The 16,298-nt window shown below is 56.8% G+C and carries 12 protein-coding genes and 1 pseudogene; 2 read left to right on the forward strand and 11 right to left on the reverse strand.

What is annotated here, in order from left to right; translation table 11 throughout:
• Window positions 1-19: 19 nt before the first annotated feature.
• Together DYE26_RS18970 and licT are read right to left on the reverse strand one after the other, a co-directional pair.
• Window positions 20-1,915, reverse strand: a complete 1,896-nt coding sequence (locus DYE26_RS18970) for a beta-glucoside-specific PTS transporter subunit IIABC (RefSeq protein ID WP_036626351.1) — start codon at window positions 1,913-1,915, stop codon at window positions 20-22.
• A gap of 111 nt (window positions 1,916-2,026) precedes the next feature.
• A complete protein-coding gene (gene licT / locus DYE26_RS18975) occupies window positions 2,027-2,863 on the reverse strand; it encodes a BglG family transcription antiterminator LicT (protein WP_036626352.1) in 837 nt (278 codons plus the stop codon).
• 488 nt (window positions 2,864-3,351) lie between these two features.
• Between licT and DYE26_RS18980 the strand changes: the two genes are divergently transcribed.
• Window positions 3,352-3,693 (forward strand): hypothetical protein, encoded by a 342-nt coding sequence (locus tag DYE26_RS18980; protein ID WP_124333591.1) that lies wholly within the window; start codon window positions 3,352-3,354, stop codon window positions 3,691-3,693.
• A gap of 65 nt (window positions 3,694-3,758) precedes the next feature.
• Here DYE26_RS18980 and DYE26_RS18985 read toward each other — a convergent pair whose 3' ends face one another.
• From DYE26_RS18985 to DYE26_RS19025, 8 genes and pseudogenes are all read right to left on the reverse strand, one after another.
• Entirely contained in the window at window positions 3,759-4,631 is an 873-nt protein-coding gene (locus tag DYE26_RS18985) for a UbiA-like polyprenyltransferase (RefSeq protein ID WP_036626355.1), read from the reverse strand.
• Between the two features lie 1,043 nt (window positions 4,632-5,674).
• Window positions 5,675-6,958, reverse strand: a complete 1,284-nt coding sequence (locus tag DYE26_RS18995; protein ID WP_036626357.1) for an aspartate aminotransferase family protein — start codon at window positions 6,956-6,958, stop codon at window positions 5,675-5,677.
• Window positions 6,959-7,223: 265 nt separating this feature from the next.
• On the reverse strand, window positions 7,224-9,320 hold the full coding sequence (locus DYE26_RS19000) for a peptidase U32 family protein (protein ID WP_036626358.1): 2,097 nt from the start codon (window positions 9,318-9,320) through the stop codon (window positions 7,224-7,226).
• 119 nt (window positions 9,321-9,439) lie between these two features.
• Window positions 9,440-10,240: an energy-coupling factor transporter transmembrane component T family protein gene (locus tag DYE26_RS19005; protein WP_036626359.1), complete on the reverse strand. Its 801-nt coding sequence runs from the start codon at window positions 10,238-10,240 to the stop codon at window positions 9,440-9,442.
• A 457-nt stretch (window positions 10,241-10,697) separates the two neighbouring features.
• A pseudogene (locus DYE26_RS34280) lies at window positions 10,698-11,543 on the reverse strand (energy-coupling factor transporter ATPase); the annotation flags it as partial.
• A complete protein-coding gene (locus DYE26_RS19015) occupies window positions 11,519-12,364 on the reverse strand; it encodes an ATP-binding cassette domain-containing protein (protein ID WP_036626360.1) in 846 nt (281 codons plus the stop codon). The pseudogene DYE26_RS34280 and the gene DYE26_RS19015, both read right to left, overlap by 25 nt.
• A gap of 65 nt (window positions 12,365-12,429) precedes the next feature.
• Window positions 12,430-12,978 carry a Gx transporter family protein gene (locus DYE26_RS19020; protein WP_036626361.1) on the reverse strand — a complete coding sequence of 183 codons (549 nt, stop codon included), beginning with the start codon at window positions 12,976-12,978 and terminating at the stop codon, window positions 12,430-12,432.
• The gene (locus tag DYE26_RS19025; protein ID WP_036626363.1) at window positions 12,962-13,354 is read right to left on the reverse strand and encodes a NusG domain II-containing protein; all 393 of its coding nucleotides are present in this window, start codon (window positions 13,352-13,354) and stop codon (window positions 12,962-12,964) included. The genes DYE26_RS19020 and DYE26_RS19025 overlap by 17 nt, the downstream gene beginning before the upstream one ends.
• Before the next feature lie 279 nt (window positions 13,355-13,633).
• On the opposite strand from DYE26_RS19025, the gene DYE26_RS19030 reads away from it, so the two are divergent.
• Complete coding sequence (locus DYE26_RS19030; protein ID WP_036626364.1) at window positions 13,634-14,755, forward strand: FAD:protein FMN transferase; 1,122 nt, start codon at window positions 13,634-13,636, stop codon at window positions 14,753-14,755.
• Window positions 14,756-15,225: 470 nt separating this feature from the next.
• Here DYE26_RS19030 and DYE26_RS19035 read toward each other — a convergent pair whose 3' ends face one another.
• Window positions 15,226-16,107 carry a glycosyltransferase family 2 protein gene (locus tag DYE26_RS19035; RefSeq protein WP_036626365.1) on the reverse strand — a complete coding sequence of 294 codons (882 nt, stop codon included), beginning with the start codon at window positions 16,105-16,107 and terminating at the stop codon, window positions 15,226-15,228.
• Window positions 16,108-16,298 lie beyond the last annotated feature (191 nt).

Below are 16,298 nucleotides of genomic sequence, written 5' to 3' on the forward strand. Positions count from 1 at the left end.
TTTCCTTAAGGCCGCCGCCTCAAATGACCACCGTCAGCAAATCGTCCTGATAATCGACCGCTTTCCGTTCCGTTTCGATGACATCCAAATAATCGCCCGTATTGGAAATGATCACAGGCGTGGTTATATCATATCCTTCCGCTTTGATCGCTTCGGCGTCAAACTCCATCAGTACCTGGCCTTTGCGGACCTGATCTCCTTGTTTGACTTTGGGAGCAAAATATTTGCCTTTCAGCTTTACGGTGTCCTTGCCCACATGGATCAGGATATCCACGCCGTGGTCGCTGGTGATTCCGATCGCGTGTCCCGACGAAAACAGCGAGGTCAGCACCCCGTCGGCCGGAGCGACGACTTTGCCTTCGGCCGGTTCAATGGCGATCCCTTTGCCCATGGCCCCCGAAGAAAACGCCTCGTCCGCGATTTCCGACAGCGGTTTTACCGTTCCCTTGAGCGGACTGCCAATCGTCTCCTGCTTCACCAGCGTTTCGGTATTGCAGGCCTCTTTTGGCTTGGCATCATCCTCTTCATCCTTGTAACCGCCGAAGAACATCAGCAGGAAGCCCAAAACGAAGCTGACGGCCATAGCGATGATGGCCCCATAAAATGCGGCATCCATGCCTTGCGGACCAATAAAGCTGGGAAGCATGAATATACCCAGACCGCCCATGATATAGATTTGGCTGCCCATGGCGCCAAGAATAGCGCCGCCTGCCGCCGCCGCAATACAGCTTAAAATGAACGGCTTCTTCCGCGGCAAAGTAACCCCGTAAATCGCCGGTTCCGTAACTCCGAAAATCCCTGAGATAAAAGCCGGGATCGTCAGCGATCTTAATTTCGCGCTTTTCGTTTTCAGCATAATGGCCAATACCACGCCGATCTGGGCAAACGAAGCGCCAAACGTGCCGGCGAGAATCGGATCATGCTTGAGCACCGCCAGATTGTTGATGGCAATCGGCACAACTCCCCAATGCAGCCCGAAAATAACTAATATTTGCCAGAACGCACCCATCAACAAGCCTTCGATCACCGGGCTTAAGTTGTAAAGGAACAATGTGCCTTGCCCGAGCAGTTGGCCGGCCCAGGTCGAAAGCGGACCGATGATGATGAGCGACAGCGGAACAACTACCAGCAAGGTGAAGAAAGGAACCAGAAACGTTCTGACGACACTGGGGATAATCTTTCTAAACAGTTTTTCCAGCTTCGCTCCGACATACGTGGAGACGATGATCGGAATAACGGTTGACGAATAGGACATCAGGATAACCGGAATGCCCAGGAAAGTAATGTACACCGGCGACTCGAAGATCGTGCCGCTAAACAAGGTATACAGCGGCTCGCCCGACCCCATAATGCTGCTGAGCGTCGGATACACGAGTGAAGCCCCTATAGCCATGCCGATAAAAATGTTGGCGTTGAATTTTTTCGCCGCCGTATACCCGAGGAAAATCGGGAAGAAATAGAACAGACAATCGCCTATAGCGTTTAGAATCTGGTATGTTCCCGAAGCGGCCGTGAGCCAGCCCAGAGCCAAGAACAAGGCGTTGAACCCTTTGATCATCCCGGTGGCGGCCAAGACGCCCAGCGTCGGCTGAAACACTCCCGAGATGATGTCGATGAATCTGTTGAACAAGCTCATTTTTTCCCCGGACGGCTCCGCCGCCGCTTCCTGAAAGCCGCCGATTGCGGCCACATCCGCATATACTTCGGGTACGTGATTACCGATAACGACCTGGTATTGCCCGCCACTTTGGATGACTGTGACAATACCGTCCATCGCTTTTAACACTTCCGTGTTGGCCTTGCTCTCATCCTTCAACTTAAAACGCAACCGGGTTATACAGTGGGTCAGGCTGGCTACGTTTTCTTTGCCGCCTACGTTTTCGATAATGGCTTTCGCCAATGCTTCATATTTCATCGCTGCTCCTCCTTAATTATTTGCTAGTATTTATAAAAAAGGCGAAACCATACGGGCAGCTTCGCCGCCCCGTTTGGTTTCGCCTGCATGACCAGTAACGATCCGTTCCGGTTATTCGGTTTCTCTTTGCGTTACGCGATGCGTGTGAATCGTCAGGTACAGTTTTTCCTCGTCGGAAAGCGGCATGCCCAAATATTTCTCGATCTTCAGCACGCAATCGTAAGCTTGCTTATACTTGGCTTTAACCTGCTTCAGCAAAAAATGATCCAGCGTCTCGACCTTTTCCCGTTTGTTTAAACGTTGGAAAAAATAGCGCAAATGCGTAATAAACCTTTCGTAGCTCACCGACTGCTCGTCAAGTTCGATATTGTACGAATATTTGATGATATTCAAAATATCGCGGATCTTCTGGGTATGACCGGCCGCATCGGCTACTTGGCGTTTCCCGTCGTTCATTTGGGCGTTGATCAGATGGAGCGCGATATTTCCCGCCTCATCTTCGGGCAAGCGCTTTCCCGTCACCTCCTCGATGAACTCCAGCGCTTTTTGCCCGACCTTATATTCCTTCGGGTAATACTTCCGGATCTCCCAGATTAGCGGGTTGGCGTTGGCCAGCCCCCGGTCGTGCAGCCGGAACGCGTTGTAGATATGGTCCGTCAGGGCAACGTAGATAAAATCGCTTAGTTTGGTTTGCAGCATGTTTTTTCCGTACTCGATGATGTCGTAGCATAGCGATACGTATTCGGTGGGGATGTCGTCCATCAGCAGCTTGAATTTTTCGGAAGCTTCCGTCTGCTTAAGGATAAACACCTTCTCGATCAGCCCCTTATCCACTTCGTCTCCCGCGCTTTTCTTGAAAGCGATGCCCCGCCCCATCACGACGAATTCCTCGCGCTCCTCATCTCTGGCAATGATGGCGTTATTGTTGAATATTTTTTCGATGATCATCGAAAAATTGCCCCCTCCCCTTTTAAGCAAATGAGTTAAGCAACCAGTTAAACGCTGGGCGGAAAGCCTGTGCCGGGTGTAGCGGGAAACGGCGCATCAAATGTAAACGAATACATTTCGAAATTCGTACATGCCGGGCAACAGTGGCCTGCCCCCAAGAAACGCAGCGATTGTCACTTGCTTAGCCGACTAAAACCAAAAAAAGGCGACCCAAAAACATGACAAATCATGTCCCGGGTTTCGCCTTTTCAGTAACAATCCCAAATCCAGAATACCATCGAACATATTATTTGGCAAGCAAAAATGTTTACGCTTTCACACTAAACATCATTCCAATTTTTCCGATAATATACAGCTTTGCAGGATGCCAAAAACGATCCCAACGCCAGCCAGGAGAAGCTTCAGGAGCTGGAAGGACGCGTGCGGATCGTGAAGGATAAATTCAGGAGAACCTCAGCCTGATCACGGATTTTTACGGCAAATTTTACATGGTCCAGAGCCGTATGCGCCAAGACGCGCCGCTGCTGCCTTCGGAATACGGCAACCTCAGCGCTTCCGGGCTGGGATTTGATGGCCTCGCCGATAAAAGCACCTCCGAGATTGCGGATTTGTATCATCGCACGATGGACACGCTTGCGAAGTATAAAGTGCGGTTGGAGGAAAAATCCGGTATAACCCCTGGGGAAGCGGGCGGCAAGCCGGCGTTTGATCCGAACTCCGAGGCGGGGAAAGCGGAACTCGAGCTTCTGGACCAATCGCTCCGGCCGATCGCTAAAGTGTTTGAATCGTTCGAAGTCGATTACTCGCAAAAAATCGATATCCGTTTATAATCCGGAGAGCATTCTCACCGCGAGAAGCTTGCAGCGAATCTTACAGCAGGAACACAGCAAGAACCTCACAACAAGAAATAGTCTCCAAGCGTGCAGAACAATATAACCATGCTGATTACTTGGTTCAGATTGTACGAGGCCACGTTCATCCGTTTGCGGTTCGATGGTTTGATGATCTTATGCTCCGTCAGCAGCAAAATCACCGCAAGGATAATCCCCGCCGTGTACATCCAACCGAGATGCCGGATCGGGATCAGGGCGATCAGCAGCAGCACCATAATCAAATGCAGGCCGGCCGCAATTCTCAGGCCGTTTTTGAGGCCAAAAGCGCTGGGGATCGACCACAGCCCATGGCTCCGGTCAAAATCGATATCCTGCGAGCCGTAAATGATGTCGAAACCGGCAATCCATAACATCACGATCGTGCCGAGAATAAACGGCGTGAAAGCGAACTTCCCGGTCACGGCAAACCACGCGCCGATCGGGGCGGAAGCGATCGTGAAGCCAAGGTACAAATGGCTTAGATAAGTGAACCGTTTCGTATAGGAATAGGACGAGATCAGGAAAATCGCCACCGGCGACAGCACGAAACAAAGCGGATTCAGCATGGCCGCCGCGAAAATAAAGATCGCATAATTGACTATGACAAAAACGAGCACCTCCCTCGCCTCCAACAACCGCCGCGGTAAATGGCGATGGGCAGTGCGCGGGTTTTGCGCGTCAAAGGTGCGGTCGACGACACGATTGAAGGCGTTCGCCCCGTTCCGGGCGGCGACCAAGGCGATCAGCCCCCACAGTATGACCCGCCACGACGGGAATCCTTCCGCCGCCCACACCATCGATATGATCGCAAACGGCAGCGAAAACAGTGTGTGCGAAAACATCACCAATTCGCTGTACAACCTGATTTTGGAGCCGATTTTTCTAGCTACTTCCATGACATAGTCACTCTCCTTCGTTGCGTTAGGCATAGGGCCGGGGTGGCTTGGACGGGCAAGGTGGCTTTGAACGGGCAGGGTGAGTTGGGCGTAAGGCATGCGGCCATCCACTGCCGTCGCCTGGCTGTCCCCGAATAGCCGGGCAGCAGGTATGCCGAGGATCCGTTCAATACCCGGGGTCTCAAGGGCTGGACGAAAAAAACGCCGCCGTCCTTACCGGCCGCAGAAACTGCCGCAGCCACGAATTCCCTGTTCCCGCTGCCTATCACTTTCCAGCGCCCGCCCCAGGATAAAATAAACACCGACGCTATGGGCCGACGTCTTGGGCCGACGCTATGGGCCGACGCTAGTACCGAGGTTTGTAATAGCGGCAAAAAATGCCACTATTCGCCGTTCTTTGGCCGTATTATGGCAAATAGCGACATTTTATGTCTCTATTTCCGAGGAACCCCCACCAAATTGCCGTTTTTTCCATCTCCGCCCGAAAATAGCACCCTTTTGTGCCGTTATCTTTCCGCAGGGTGGCCCGCGCCGCGAAATAAGGGCATAATTTGCCGCTATTTCTCCGCTCCGGCGACGTATAGGTCAAGAGCCGCCGGGAACGGGAACGGGGACGGCCGGGGATCAGCCACGGGCCGGGGCACTCCGCCCGGGACGCTGGCGGGGATCAGCCATAGGCCGGGCCGCTCTGCACGGGGCGCCGGCGGGGATCAGCCATGGGCTGGGCCGCTCTGCACGGGGCGCCAGTGTGGACCAGCCATGGGCTGGGCCACTCTGCACGGGACGCTGGCGGGGGTCAGCCACGGGCCGAGACGCTCCGCCCGGGGCGCCGGCGGGGATCAGCAATAGGCCGGGCCGCTCTGCACGGGGCGCCGGCGGAGATCAGCCACGGGCCGGGGCACTCCGCCCGGGACGCTGGCGGGGGTCAGCCACGGGCCGAGACGCTGCCGGGGGCGGCGGGCCCGGTGCGCCGGTACCTGCGGGCCGGCTGACCGAGTGACCGGGCGAGCCCGGCTGGCCGGGCTGACGGTGCTGGCCGGCGGTTAGGCCAAGCCGGCCAGCACCGCTTCCAGCGCGGACAACATGCCGTCGATGTCGGCTTCGGCGATGACGAGCGGCGGTTGGAAGGCAAGAACGTTGCGATTGACGCCGTTTTTGCCGATAAGATAGCCGCGGTCCTTCATCGCCTCGAGCACGTCATCGACGAGCCCGGCCCCGCGCTGCGGCTCATCGGCGCACAGCTCCGCGCCGAGCATCAGCCCCGCGCCGCGCACGTCTAGCGCGAGCTGAGGGAACCGCACGGCGAGGTCCTCAAGCCCGCCGCGCAGCTGGGCCCCGAGGCGCTCCGCCCGTTCGGGCAGGCGATGCGCCTCGATGTAGTCCAAGACCGCAAGCGCGGTCACGGACGAAACCGGGTTGCCGCCGAACGTGGAGGCGGATGGCCGCGTGAAGCTGGCGGCGATTTCGTCGGTGGCGGCGAAGCCCGCCACCGGGATGCCGCCTCCAAGCGCTTTGGCCATCGTCACGATGTCCGGCGCAACGCCGTAGCGGTCCATGGCGAACATCCGGCCCGTACGCCCAAACCCGGTCTGAATTTCATCGGCGATCAGCAGCACCCCGTGCTGCTCCAGCAGCCGCTTCACTTCAGCGAAATACCAGTCCGGCGGCGCGATGATGCCGCCGTTGCCCTGGATCGGCTCGGCGATCATCGCGGCGATCTCGCCGCCTTTCGCCGCCAGCGCCGCCCGCAGCGCCGCGATGGAGCGCCGGCCCGCTTCATCGGCGCTCATCCCCCGCTCGTAGGGGCGGGGGATAAACGTCACATCCGCAGCCTCCGCCAGCTGCGAGTCGGTGCGCCACATCTGCAGGCCGGTGACGCTCATCGTCAGATACGTCCGGCCGTGCAGAGACTGCTCCAGCGCCAGAAAGCCGCGGCGTCCCGTATGCAAACGGGCGAGCAGCAGCGCCCCTTCATTCGCCTCCGACCCGCTGTTTACAAAAAACGTCCGGCGAAGCCGCCCGGGCAATACCCCGGCCAGCCTCTCGGCAAGCTCCACATTGGGCTGCGTCAGATAAATCGTGCACGTATGCTGCAGCGTACGCAGCTGCTCCGCCGTCCGCTCGGCGATTTCCGGATTGCAATGTCCGGTGGCCACGACGGAAACGCCGGCGAAAAAGTCGGTGTACCGCGTCCCGTCATGCCCGTACAAATACTGCATTTCCCCTTTGACCAGCTGCGGCGGATTGCGATAAAAATGGCTCGTGCATGGATAAAAATACCGCTGCCGCTTTTGCAGCACACCCTCCGGTCCGATATACGTTCGCATAATTTTCCGCTTCCCTTCTGTTGAGTAAGTCTTGTAAAGGAGCAAGTATAGCGAGCCGCCCAACCTGCCCCGCAAAACACCGCTCGCTTACCGCAGCTGCGGGTGCCGTTTGTGTAATGGCTGCCTTGCTTGAGTAGCGACCGCTTAATTGGGGCCCGCAACCTCTTTGGTTCTCGTCTCCTAATGTGTACCTGCCTCCACTGTTGCTCCTACGGCCTTACTTGCAGCTGCCGATTCATTTGGTGCCAATTCATTTGAAGCTGCCTCATTTTGGGCCCGCGGCTTCTATTGCAGCCTTCGCCTCATTCGTGCCCGCAGCTTCATTTACTACCGCGGCCCCTTTTGCAGCTGCCGCCTCCGCCTCCGCCTTCGCCGCACTGGCGCTGCCTCCGTCGAACTGCAGCGCGCCAAGCGTATAGCCGGCATAAACCGGGGGCAGCTTGGCAAACTCCGCTTCAGCCGTATCCGGCGCCGCCGCCGCGTTTTTATATGCCCGTACGATACGTTCCAGGTCCTCCGCGCGGTAGGTCGCCCCTTCAATCCGCAGCACGGACGCCCCTGCGGCGGCCAATTCTTTGACGGCCGGCAGCAGGCACAGCTCCTTGGCGAGCATCAGATGGTTACGGCCGTATACGTCCCGGTAAACCGGGTTTTCGCCCTTGTCGGTTTTCAATACGAGGATGTGGTTGCCGACGTAATGGTTGTCTTCTTCGGCAATCGGTTCGAACACCTCCGTATTTTCATACAGGTCATGCTCCATGTACATGATCGCCGGGGAACCGTGGACAATGACCTCCAGCGCTGCGGGCGCCTCGGCCAGCAGCGCCGCCAGATCGTTTAACGGCATCTCCATGGACGCCGTCATCCGGGTCAAGCCCAGCCCCCGGTAAAAATCGGCGGACAATCTGTTGTACACGTTCAGATTAAAGTCGCCGATCAACGGATATCCCTTGCCGGCAAATTTGCGGATCGCGCCCAGATTCGTCACCATCAAGCCATCGATCGGCAGGCGTTCCCCGGACAGCAGGGCGTCGTAAATTTCAAACTGCAGCTCGTTCATCATTCGCGGCAGGCACAGGTACAGCTTCGCCTTGCCTTTGAGCGCAGCGAGCTCCTTGACGTCGGCCTTCGTAAACGGGCGGTCCGGTTCAAACACGTCGCCGGACAAATACACATGGTCGGCTCCGGCCTTCAGCGCGGCTTTGGCCTGCTCCGTGTTGTTTACGTGTACGGAGACCTCCGCAGAGCCGGCATCCGATACGGTAGCGCTCCCTGAGCGGCGGCAAGCGCCTTCCCCCGGCTCCCCATGCCGCGCTTTATCCAGCCCTTCCCGAATCGCCGCAATCCGCACCGCGCTAAGCTCCCGCTCCTGCGTCGGCGTACTGAACACTTTGCCGGTGCTGTAAAACTTGCCGGTCCCTTCGTAGCGGCGGTTGATGTTCGCTAACCCCGGCCGGCCAAACGCGTAAGCGGTGGAGAAATCGCGTTTGCGGTTTTGGTACAGCAGCTCCGTGTCGCGGTTGCGTTCAAAGCCGACCGGATCGGCGATGTAGCGGTCGATGGCGTCGCCGTAGGCGCCCACCAGCATGAGAACGAAATCGGCGTCGCGCATGCGGCCTTCGATTTTAAAGGAGGTGATGCCGCCGTGGATCAGCTCCGGGATATGCTCGTACATGAACATGTCTTTCACGGCCAAAGGGTATTCCGCGGGATACACGTAGCCGTCTTTTTTAACGCGGTAATCCCAGCGGCACGGCTTCATGCATTTGCCCCGGTTGCTGCTCATGCCGAATACCATCGAGCTGAAGTAGCAGTTCGCGCCATGCACCGAGCACATGTCCCCATGCACGAAATATTCCAGCTCCATTCCGGTCGCCTGCTGCAAATAACGGGTGGCCGCAAGATCCATTTCGCGGGACGTGACGACCCGGGTTACCCCCATTTCCTGCAAAGCCCGAACCATCTCCACATTGTGCACGTTCATCATGACCGAAGAATGGACATCGATTCCAAGCCCCATCTCCTTAATCAGCGCTAGGACGGCAAAATCCTGTACGATAATGGCATCGGGACCCGCGTTCTCCAGAAAACGCAAGTACGCCCGCGCCTCGTCCAGCTCGCTTTCGTTCAGCAGATTGTTGACCGTGACGTACACTTTTTTGCCGCGTTCATGAGCCATCCGCACCGCTTCGGTAATTTCCTCCAGGCTGAAATTGTAGCCTTTGCGCATCAGACGCATATTGAGGCTGGGGCCCCCAAAATAAACCGCGTCGCAACCTGCGTCGATCACCTTTTTGAAAATTTCGAACGTTCCCGCCGGTGCCAACAATTCGACTTCTCTTCCGTTAAAATAACGCGCCACCGCGTCCTCCCCCTCATCCCTGTATAAGTTAAAACTACTCCCGCCCTTTCTTAAGTCCAACTAGAGTAATTTTTCGGCTATCCAATACACTGCATGGTTAACTCTAATGGATATGTCATTTACAAAAAGTGGCAGCCAATAACAACAGCGGCCAAAAGCATGTAGGATACCACGAACCACGTATCCAGGCTCTTCCACGTCAGCAGGTGGTATTCCGTGCGCGGCGCGCCAACGGCGAACCCCCGGGCCTCCATCGACAGCACCAGCTCCTCCGCCCGGCGAAACGCGCTGACCGTGACCGGCACGAGCAGCGACACGAGCAGCCGCCCTTTCTCTTTCCAGGGCAGCTCTTTCAGGTCCGCGCCGCGGGCCGCCTGCGCCTTAAGAATTTTGTGCGTTTCATCGAGAATCGTCGGGATGAACCGCAGCGCGATGCTCATCATCAGCGTGAGCCGCTCGGATCTTATGCCAATGTGCCCAAGCGGCTTCAGCACGCCGCTTAGGCCTTGGTTCAGCAGGCCCGGCGTCGTGGTAAACGTCAACAGCGCGGTAAAAGAAACCAGCAGCCCCATCCGGGCGGCCGCCAACAACCCGCTGCTTACCCCGCCCGCATATAGCGTCCAGGAGCCGGCGCGCCACAACTCCGCTCCTTCATGCACCGTCAAACATTGAACGACAAAGATGAACGCCATCAGCGTCCAAAGCGGCTTCGCCGCCTTGACGTAATATTTGAGCGGTATTTTTGTCGCCAGCATGTATGCGGCGGAAAACGCCGCCGCCGCGCCAAGCGCCGCCCACGAGCCGACGGCCACGATAGCGACGAGGTACAACAGCATCCCGGTCAGCTTGGCCCGGGGATCAACGCCGTGCACCCACGAGCCGGTGTCGATGCAGCGTCCGAACAGCAATTTGTTCCGCATGTCATCCGCCCCCCTCTCTCGCCGCGCCGCGGACTGCAAAAGCCAGCTTTTCCGGGCCCGGCCGCCCAACCGCGTTTGGCTGAACCGCCTTTTCTTCCTGGAGCGGCTTGGCTTTGACGGCTTCCGGCTCCAGCCCTAGGACAGCCGCGTCCGGAACCGGACGCTGGCTCTCTGTATCCGGCACAGCGGTCGGCGCTGCGCCATTGCCCGCCACGGCGGAAGGCGACGCGCCCTTCCCCGGCTCCACCGGGGACGCTGCGGCATTGCCCGCCACGGCGGAAGGCGACGCGCCCAACTCCGGCTCCACCAGAGACGCTGCGGCATTGCTTCCCACAGCGGAAGACGCCGCGCCCAACTCCGGCATCACCGGAGACGCTCCGGCGTTCTCCGGCGCGGCTCCCGCCGCATCCATCACCGCGCCCCCCGCCAGCTCTGTTCGCGGCAGCGGCAGCGGCAGCAGCCGCGCCAGCCGCTCGGCCAGCGCTTCCGCCGTCAGGCAGGGCTCCTCCGCCTCCAGCCCAAACCGGGCGCTCACCGCCCTCCAACAGTGGATGCTGTCGGGCAGCTTCAGCCCTTCCGCCTCCAGTCTCGCGGCTTCCCGCACCAATTCGCCCGGCGTGCCTTGAAACGAAATCCGCCCCTCCTTCATGACGATCCACCGCTCCGCGTACGGAAGCATTTCCTCCATACGATGGGTGACGACGATCACCGTCTTGCCTTGCTCCCGATGCAGCCGGGCCAACATCCCGGCCAGTTCGGCCCGGCTTTGCGGATCAAGCGTCGCCGTCGGCTCATCGAGCGCAATGACGTCCGGTTCCATCGCCAGCACCGCGGCGATCGCCACTTTGCGCATCTGCCCGCCGCTCAGATGAAACGGGTTGCGCGCCAGGAACGAATCGTCCAGCCCGACCAGTTTCAGCGCCCGGCTGGCCCGTTCCCTGGCTTCAGCTGCCGGGCAGCCGAAATTTAGCGGTCCGAAGCACAGATCCTTCTCCACCGTATCTTCAAACAGCTGCTGCTCCGGGAATTGGAACACCAGCCCTGCCCTGCGCCGCAGTTCCCGCAGCCCGGACGCCTTTCCCCCGGCTTGCAGCGTAACATCCAGCACCCGGGCTTTTCCTCCCGTCGGTTTCAGCAGCCCGTTGAAAAGCTGCATCAGCGTCGACTTCCCCGAACCGGAAGCGCCGGCGATCGCCGCGAAGGCCCCGCGCGCCACACACAGGGTTACATCCTCAAGCGCGCTGTGCCGCCACAGGCTGCGATCGTCGTACGCAAAGCTTACTTGCTCGAAATCAATGGCCATAACCAGGATGCCTCCTCTTTGCCGCCCCGCGCCAAGTCTTCCGAGACGGAAATCCCCCGCCGCTCCAGCTCCCGCCTCAGCTTCATCCGGAAAGGGGGGATCAGGCGGCAGGAGCCGAGCAGCGCCTCGTCCCGGAACAAATCCTCCGGCGGGAGATCGGCGGCGACCGCCCCTCCGCCAAGCACGATCGCCCGGTCGGAGGCCAAAATTTCTTCGGCATCATGAGTGATCGATACCATCGTATACTGTCCGCTCTCCCGCATTTCCCGCAGGATGCCGAGCAGTTCCCCCCTTGCCTTCTCATCGAGCATGGACGAGGCCTCGTCAAAAATAACGATGTCCGGCTCCATCGCCAGAATCGCAGCGACGGCCACCCGCTGTTTCTGCCCTCCGGACAATTCCGCAGGGTGTTTGCTCAGCAGATGGCCGATCCGCAGCTTTTCCGCATATGACCGGACGCGGCGCCGCATTTCCTCTCGGGGCAGGCACCGCCCTTCCAAACCGAAGGCGATGTCCTCCTCCACGGTCGCGCCGATAAACTGATTGTCCGGGTTCTGAAAAACCATGCCAATGCGCGGCCGCAGGACATGCGCCGTCTCCCGGTTCAGCGGCACGCCTCCTATTAGGATGACGCCGGCGTTTGCGGCCAGCAAACCGCCGAGCAGTTTGGCCAGCGTCGATTTGCCGCAGCCGTTGGCGCCAACCAGGGATACCCAGCCGCCCCAAGGGATGTTTAAGCTTACATCGTCAAGCACCGGACTTGCCGGATCATAAGCGAAAGAGACTTGACGCACCTCATAAGCGAATCCGTTTTTCTCCAATTTCTCTCCGCTCCCTTCTCCTTTGATCCGGCACGCAGACCGGCAGACTTAGGGCAGGCCAAACGTTATTCCGGCACAAAACCGCTGAACAGCTCCAGCTTCGACAGGGACGGAATCAGATACTTGACCGCGATCCCGACGGCTATGCCGGTGAGCACGCCCATAAGCAGCAGCATCGGTAAATAATAGTAGATGTTCGTCGTGTGAAAATAGAGGGAGGCCGCAGTCAGTTGCCCGATATTGTGGGCGATCCCTCCGACCGTGCTGATGCCGATCAGGCTAAGCCGCTTCCGTCCGATAAGGAGCAGAAACCACATCGCCGCAAAGCTGAACAAAGCCCCCATGATGCTGAACAAAAAGCTGGAAAACGAACCGAAAATAAACGCCGTGAGCAGCGTTTTAAGCAGCACCATCATGAACGCGTCCCGGGTTCTGAGGAAATACAGGCACGTCAGCACCATAATGTTGGCGAGGCCCAGCTTGGCGCCCGGAACGCCCATATTGACGGGAATGATGGATTCCACCAGGCTGAGCACGACCGCCACCGCGGCAAAAATCGCCACGATCACCGTTCTTTTTAAGATCAGATTGGATGTTTCATTTAACGACGGCATCCAGATCGCCCCCTTCCCCGGCGTTCACAACTTCGACCATCAGCTTGTGCGGCAGGCAGACGATCGTCCCGCCGTTGCGGTCGATGAACCCGAAAGTCAGGCACAATTTGTCCGGACAGTCGGCGTCGATCATTTCAATGCCGTAATCGTGGATTTTCAGCAGGTTGTAGCCGTGTTCGGTTTTGATTTCTACGGTTTGTTCTTCCTTAGTCAATTCCACGGTTTTATACAGCTTCCCGTCAACCGTAATGTTGGCCACGCGCTCGCCATTTTTGTGAACTTTTTCACTTGAATCCCCGCCAAGCCACCTTGGCACGAGAAAAGCCAGTGCGATGACGACAACCAATCCGATCAACAGGATATCTCCGCGCTTCATGGCAAACTCCCCAAACTTCCTTATTTTTTGATTATATAAATCTTAGATGAACCCATTATACATGCTGCCCTCCGTCTTCAAATGTGACAAATGTCTCTTCCCTGCCCTTGCCTCCCGCATTTCACAAAATCATCACTTGGTCATACATTTTATGGAATTTGCCGGTTGAATTAGTGTGAAAAAGATCAGCAACATTGTGAAAAATATCACTTTTGCAGCATGTCGGTATTTGCTACACTCAAGGCGACATAACCACCGGACCGAAAGAAGGCTGCGACCATGAAAAAGAACAAGACGCCCATTCTGCTATTCACCCTCGTTTTGCTGGCCGCGCTGCTCGGCGGCTGCGGTGGCGCCGGCAGCGCGGCCGGAGGCGCGGCTGACGGAGCAGGCCGCACTGCCGGCGGCTCTGCAGGCGCGGAACCGGCGCAAAAAGCCAGCGCAGTCCAGCCGAAATCGCAGACGTATTTTATATTCGACACGGTAGTGACCGTACGGATCTACGACGAGCGGGCCGCCGAGCAAAACTTCAAAGACCTGGATGTCCTGCTCAAAGAAATCGACAGCCGTATCAGCCGTACGGACAGCAGCAGCGAAATCTATAAAGTGAACGCAAACTCCGGCATCGCCCCGGTCAAGGTGTCACCCGAGACGTTTAACCTTGTGGCGAAAGCGCTCGATTACGCCAAGCGGACGGACGGCAAGTTTGACCCCGCGATCGGCAACCTGGTTAGCTTGTGGAACATCGGCCATGAAGGCGCCCATGTCCCGCCGGAGGAAGAAATCGCCGAGGCGAGACGCTTGACCGATTACCGCAAAATTGAGCTGAACGAGGCGGCGCAGGAAATTTATCTTCAAGAAAAAGGCATGTCCGTCGACCTTGGTTCGATCGGCAAAGGGTACGCGGCTGACCGGATCTACGACTATTTGGCGGATCAAGGCTTTCACAGCGCGATCATCGATCTTGGCGGCAACGTCTACGCGATGGGCGCAAAGCCGAACGGCGACGAATGGAACATCGGCATCCAAGATCCGGGCAAAGAGCGCGGGAACTCGATCGGCACCATTCGGGTGAAAGACAAAACGATTGTAACCTCCGGCATTTATGAGCGGTTTTTTATCGAAAACGGCAAGCTGTACCAGCATATTCTTGACCCTACAACCGGTTATCCGGTAGACAACGGGATCAGCAGCGTGACGATTGTGACCGATAAATCCGCGGACGCCGACGCCCTCTCCACGACCCTGTTCGTGCTGGGGATCGACAAGGGCCTGGAATTCATCGAAAACACGCCGAATACGGAGGCCCTGTTCATAACAAAAGATAAAAAGCTGTATGCTACCTCCGGCTTCAAACAACTGCTTCATAAAACGAACGACAGCTACACATTTACCAATTAAGGGGAGGGGCTCCGTCCCCTCTTCTCCTTCTCTCTACCCGCGTTTCGTCCTTTATCCGCGTCCGCATTTCTTCCTCTATCCGCCGGAAATATAAAAAGCCCCCGGCTCTAATGAAAAAAGGGGGCCTTATCGGTTTTATTGCATTTTCTTCAAGCTTGAGTTATAATTATTAATCAGATTGTTACTACCCGTATCGCAGTTCCTCAAAAGATTATAACTCTCCTTATACCTTTCGGTATGAAATTCCTATTTTAATGACCCAATAAAGTAAGAATTTAGTGTTTTTCTGATTCACACTGGCGCGGTCATCGGAGCCGCAAGGACAAATGAGAGGTAGGGCATTTGTTGTTTTGGAAACCGTTGTTGGTTGTAGTCGAAGAAGGAACGCCCGCTTAAGTCTTCAAGTGTACATGGAGACAGGGGTAAACAATAACCATAAACCGGCGTCGGCTGTTGCCGACGCCGGTTTTTTAATACGGAATACGCGAGATGCAGCGGGAAAATGCCAGATTCAACAGCTGCTGATCGTAAACCCGATATTTCCGGTTCTGCTCCAGCACCCAGCGGGCAAAACCGAACGCCCGGGCATATTGATGCTGGTCGGCGGCATTGATCTGAAAATACATGAGCTCCTGCATAATCCGGTCTTCCTCATGGGACAGCTGCAAGCCCAACTGCGAAAATTGCCGCTGCCGGACTCTCCGCGCGGAATCGTCCTGGATGGCTTTATGCACATGGGATACTTGTCCGGTATGCATACGGTAATACAGCAGGTTCATCGGGATATTCGCCATTTTTATGTGCGGGGCCAACCGGTTCCAAAGCTCGTAGTCTTCGGCATGGGGATAGTTGCTGTCGTATTGGACGCCCAACCGGTGTATCATGCTGTTGCGCATCACTACCGTCGGATGGCAAATGCAGCAATGGAACAGCAGCCAGGTCCGGATTTCTTCGTGCTCCACCGGGTTCACCTTCGGTCTCATGCCAATGGAATAAGTAAACGCGGAGGCGCACAATTCGATGGACGGATGCTCATCCATAAACGTCACCTGAACGCCCAGCCGGTCCGGCGTAGACAGGTCGTCGCTGTCCATCCGGGCGACATATTCCCCGGTTGCCAGACTTAAACCCTCATTTAGCGAAGCGACCAGACCGTAGTTTTGGGGATGAAAGATTTTGCGGACTCTGGGGTCCTCGACCAGCGAAATCAGATGAGCGGATCCGTCCGTAGACCCGTCATCGATAATAATAAATTCGAAATCGGTATAGGTTTGATTCAGTATGCTGCTGATAGCTTCCTGAACATAAGGGGCGTTATTGTATACCGGCATAATGACCGAAACTTTGGGCATATGAAATATCCCTCCATCATAAAGTCTCTAAACTAAAAGTAGTTTATAGACTAACATATGATAGTAGAGTCCCGGTGGACTAGACCAATTGCGGGATTTGAAAAAAAAGGCGATCCCCCGAATCTTCGAGGACCGCTCGCCAAGGTTTCTGTCCGGCTTTGTTCTTCGGGCATCGGCGTATTTCACTAGTC

The sequence above is a fragment of the Paenibacillus macerans genome, assembly GCF_900454495.1.
GTDB lineage: Bacteria > Bacillota > Bacilli > Paenibacillales > Paenibacillaceae > Fontibacillus > Fontibacillus macerans.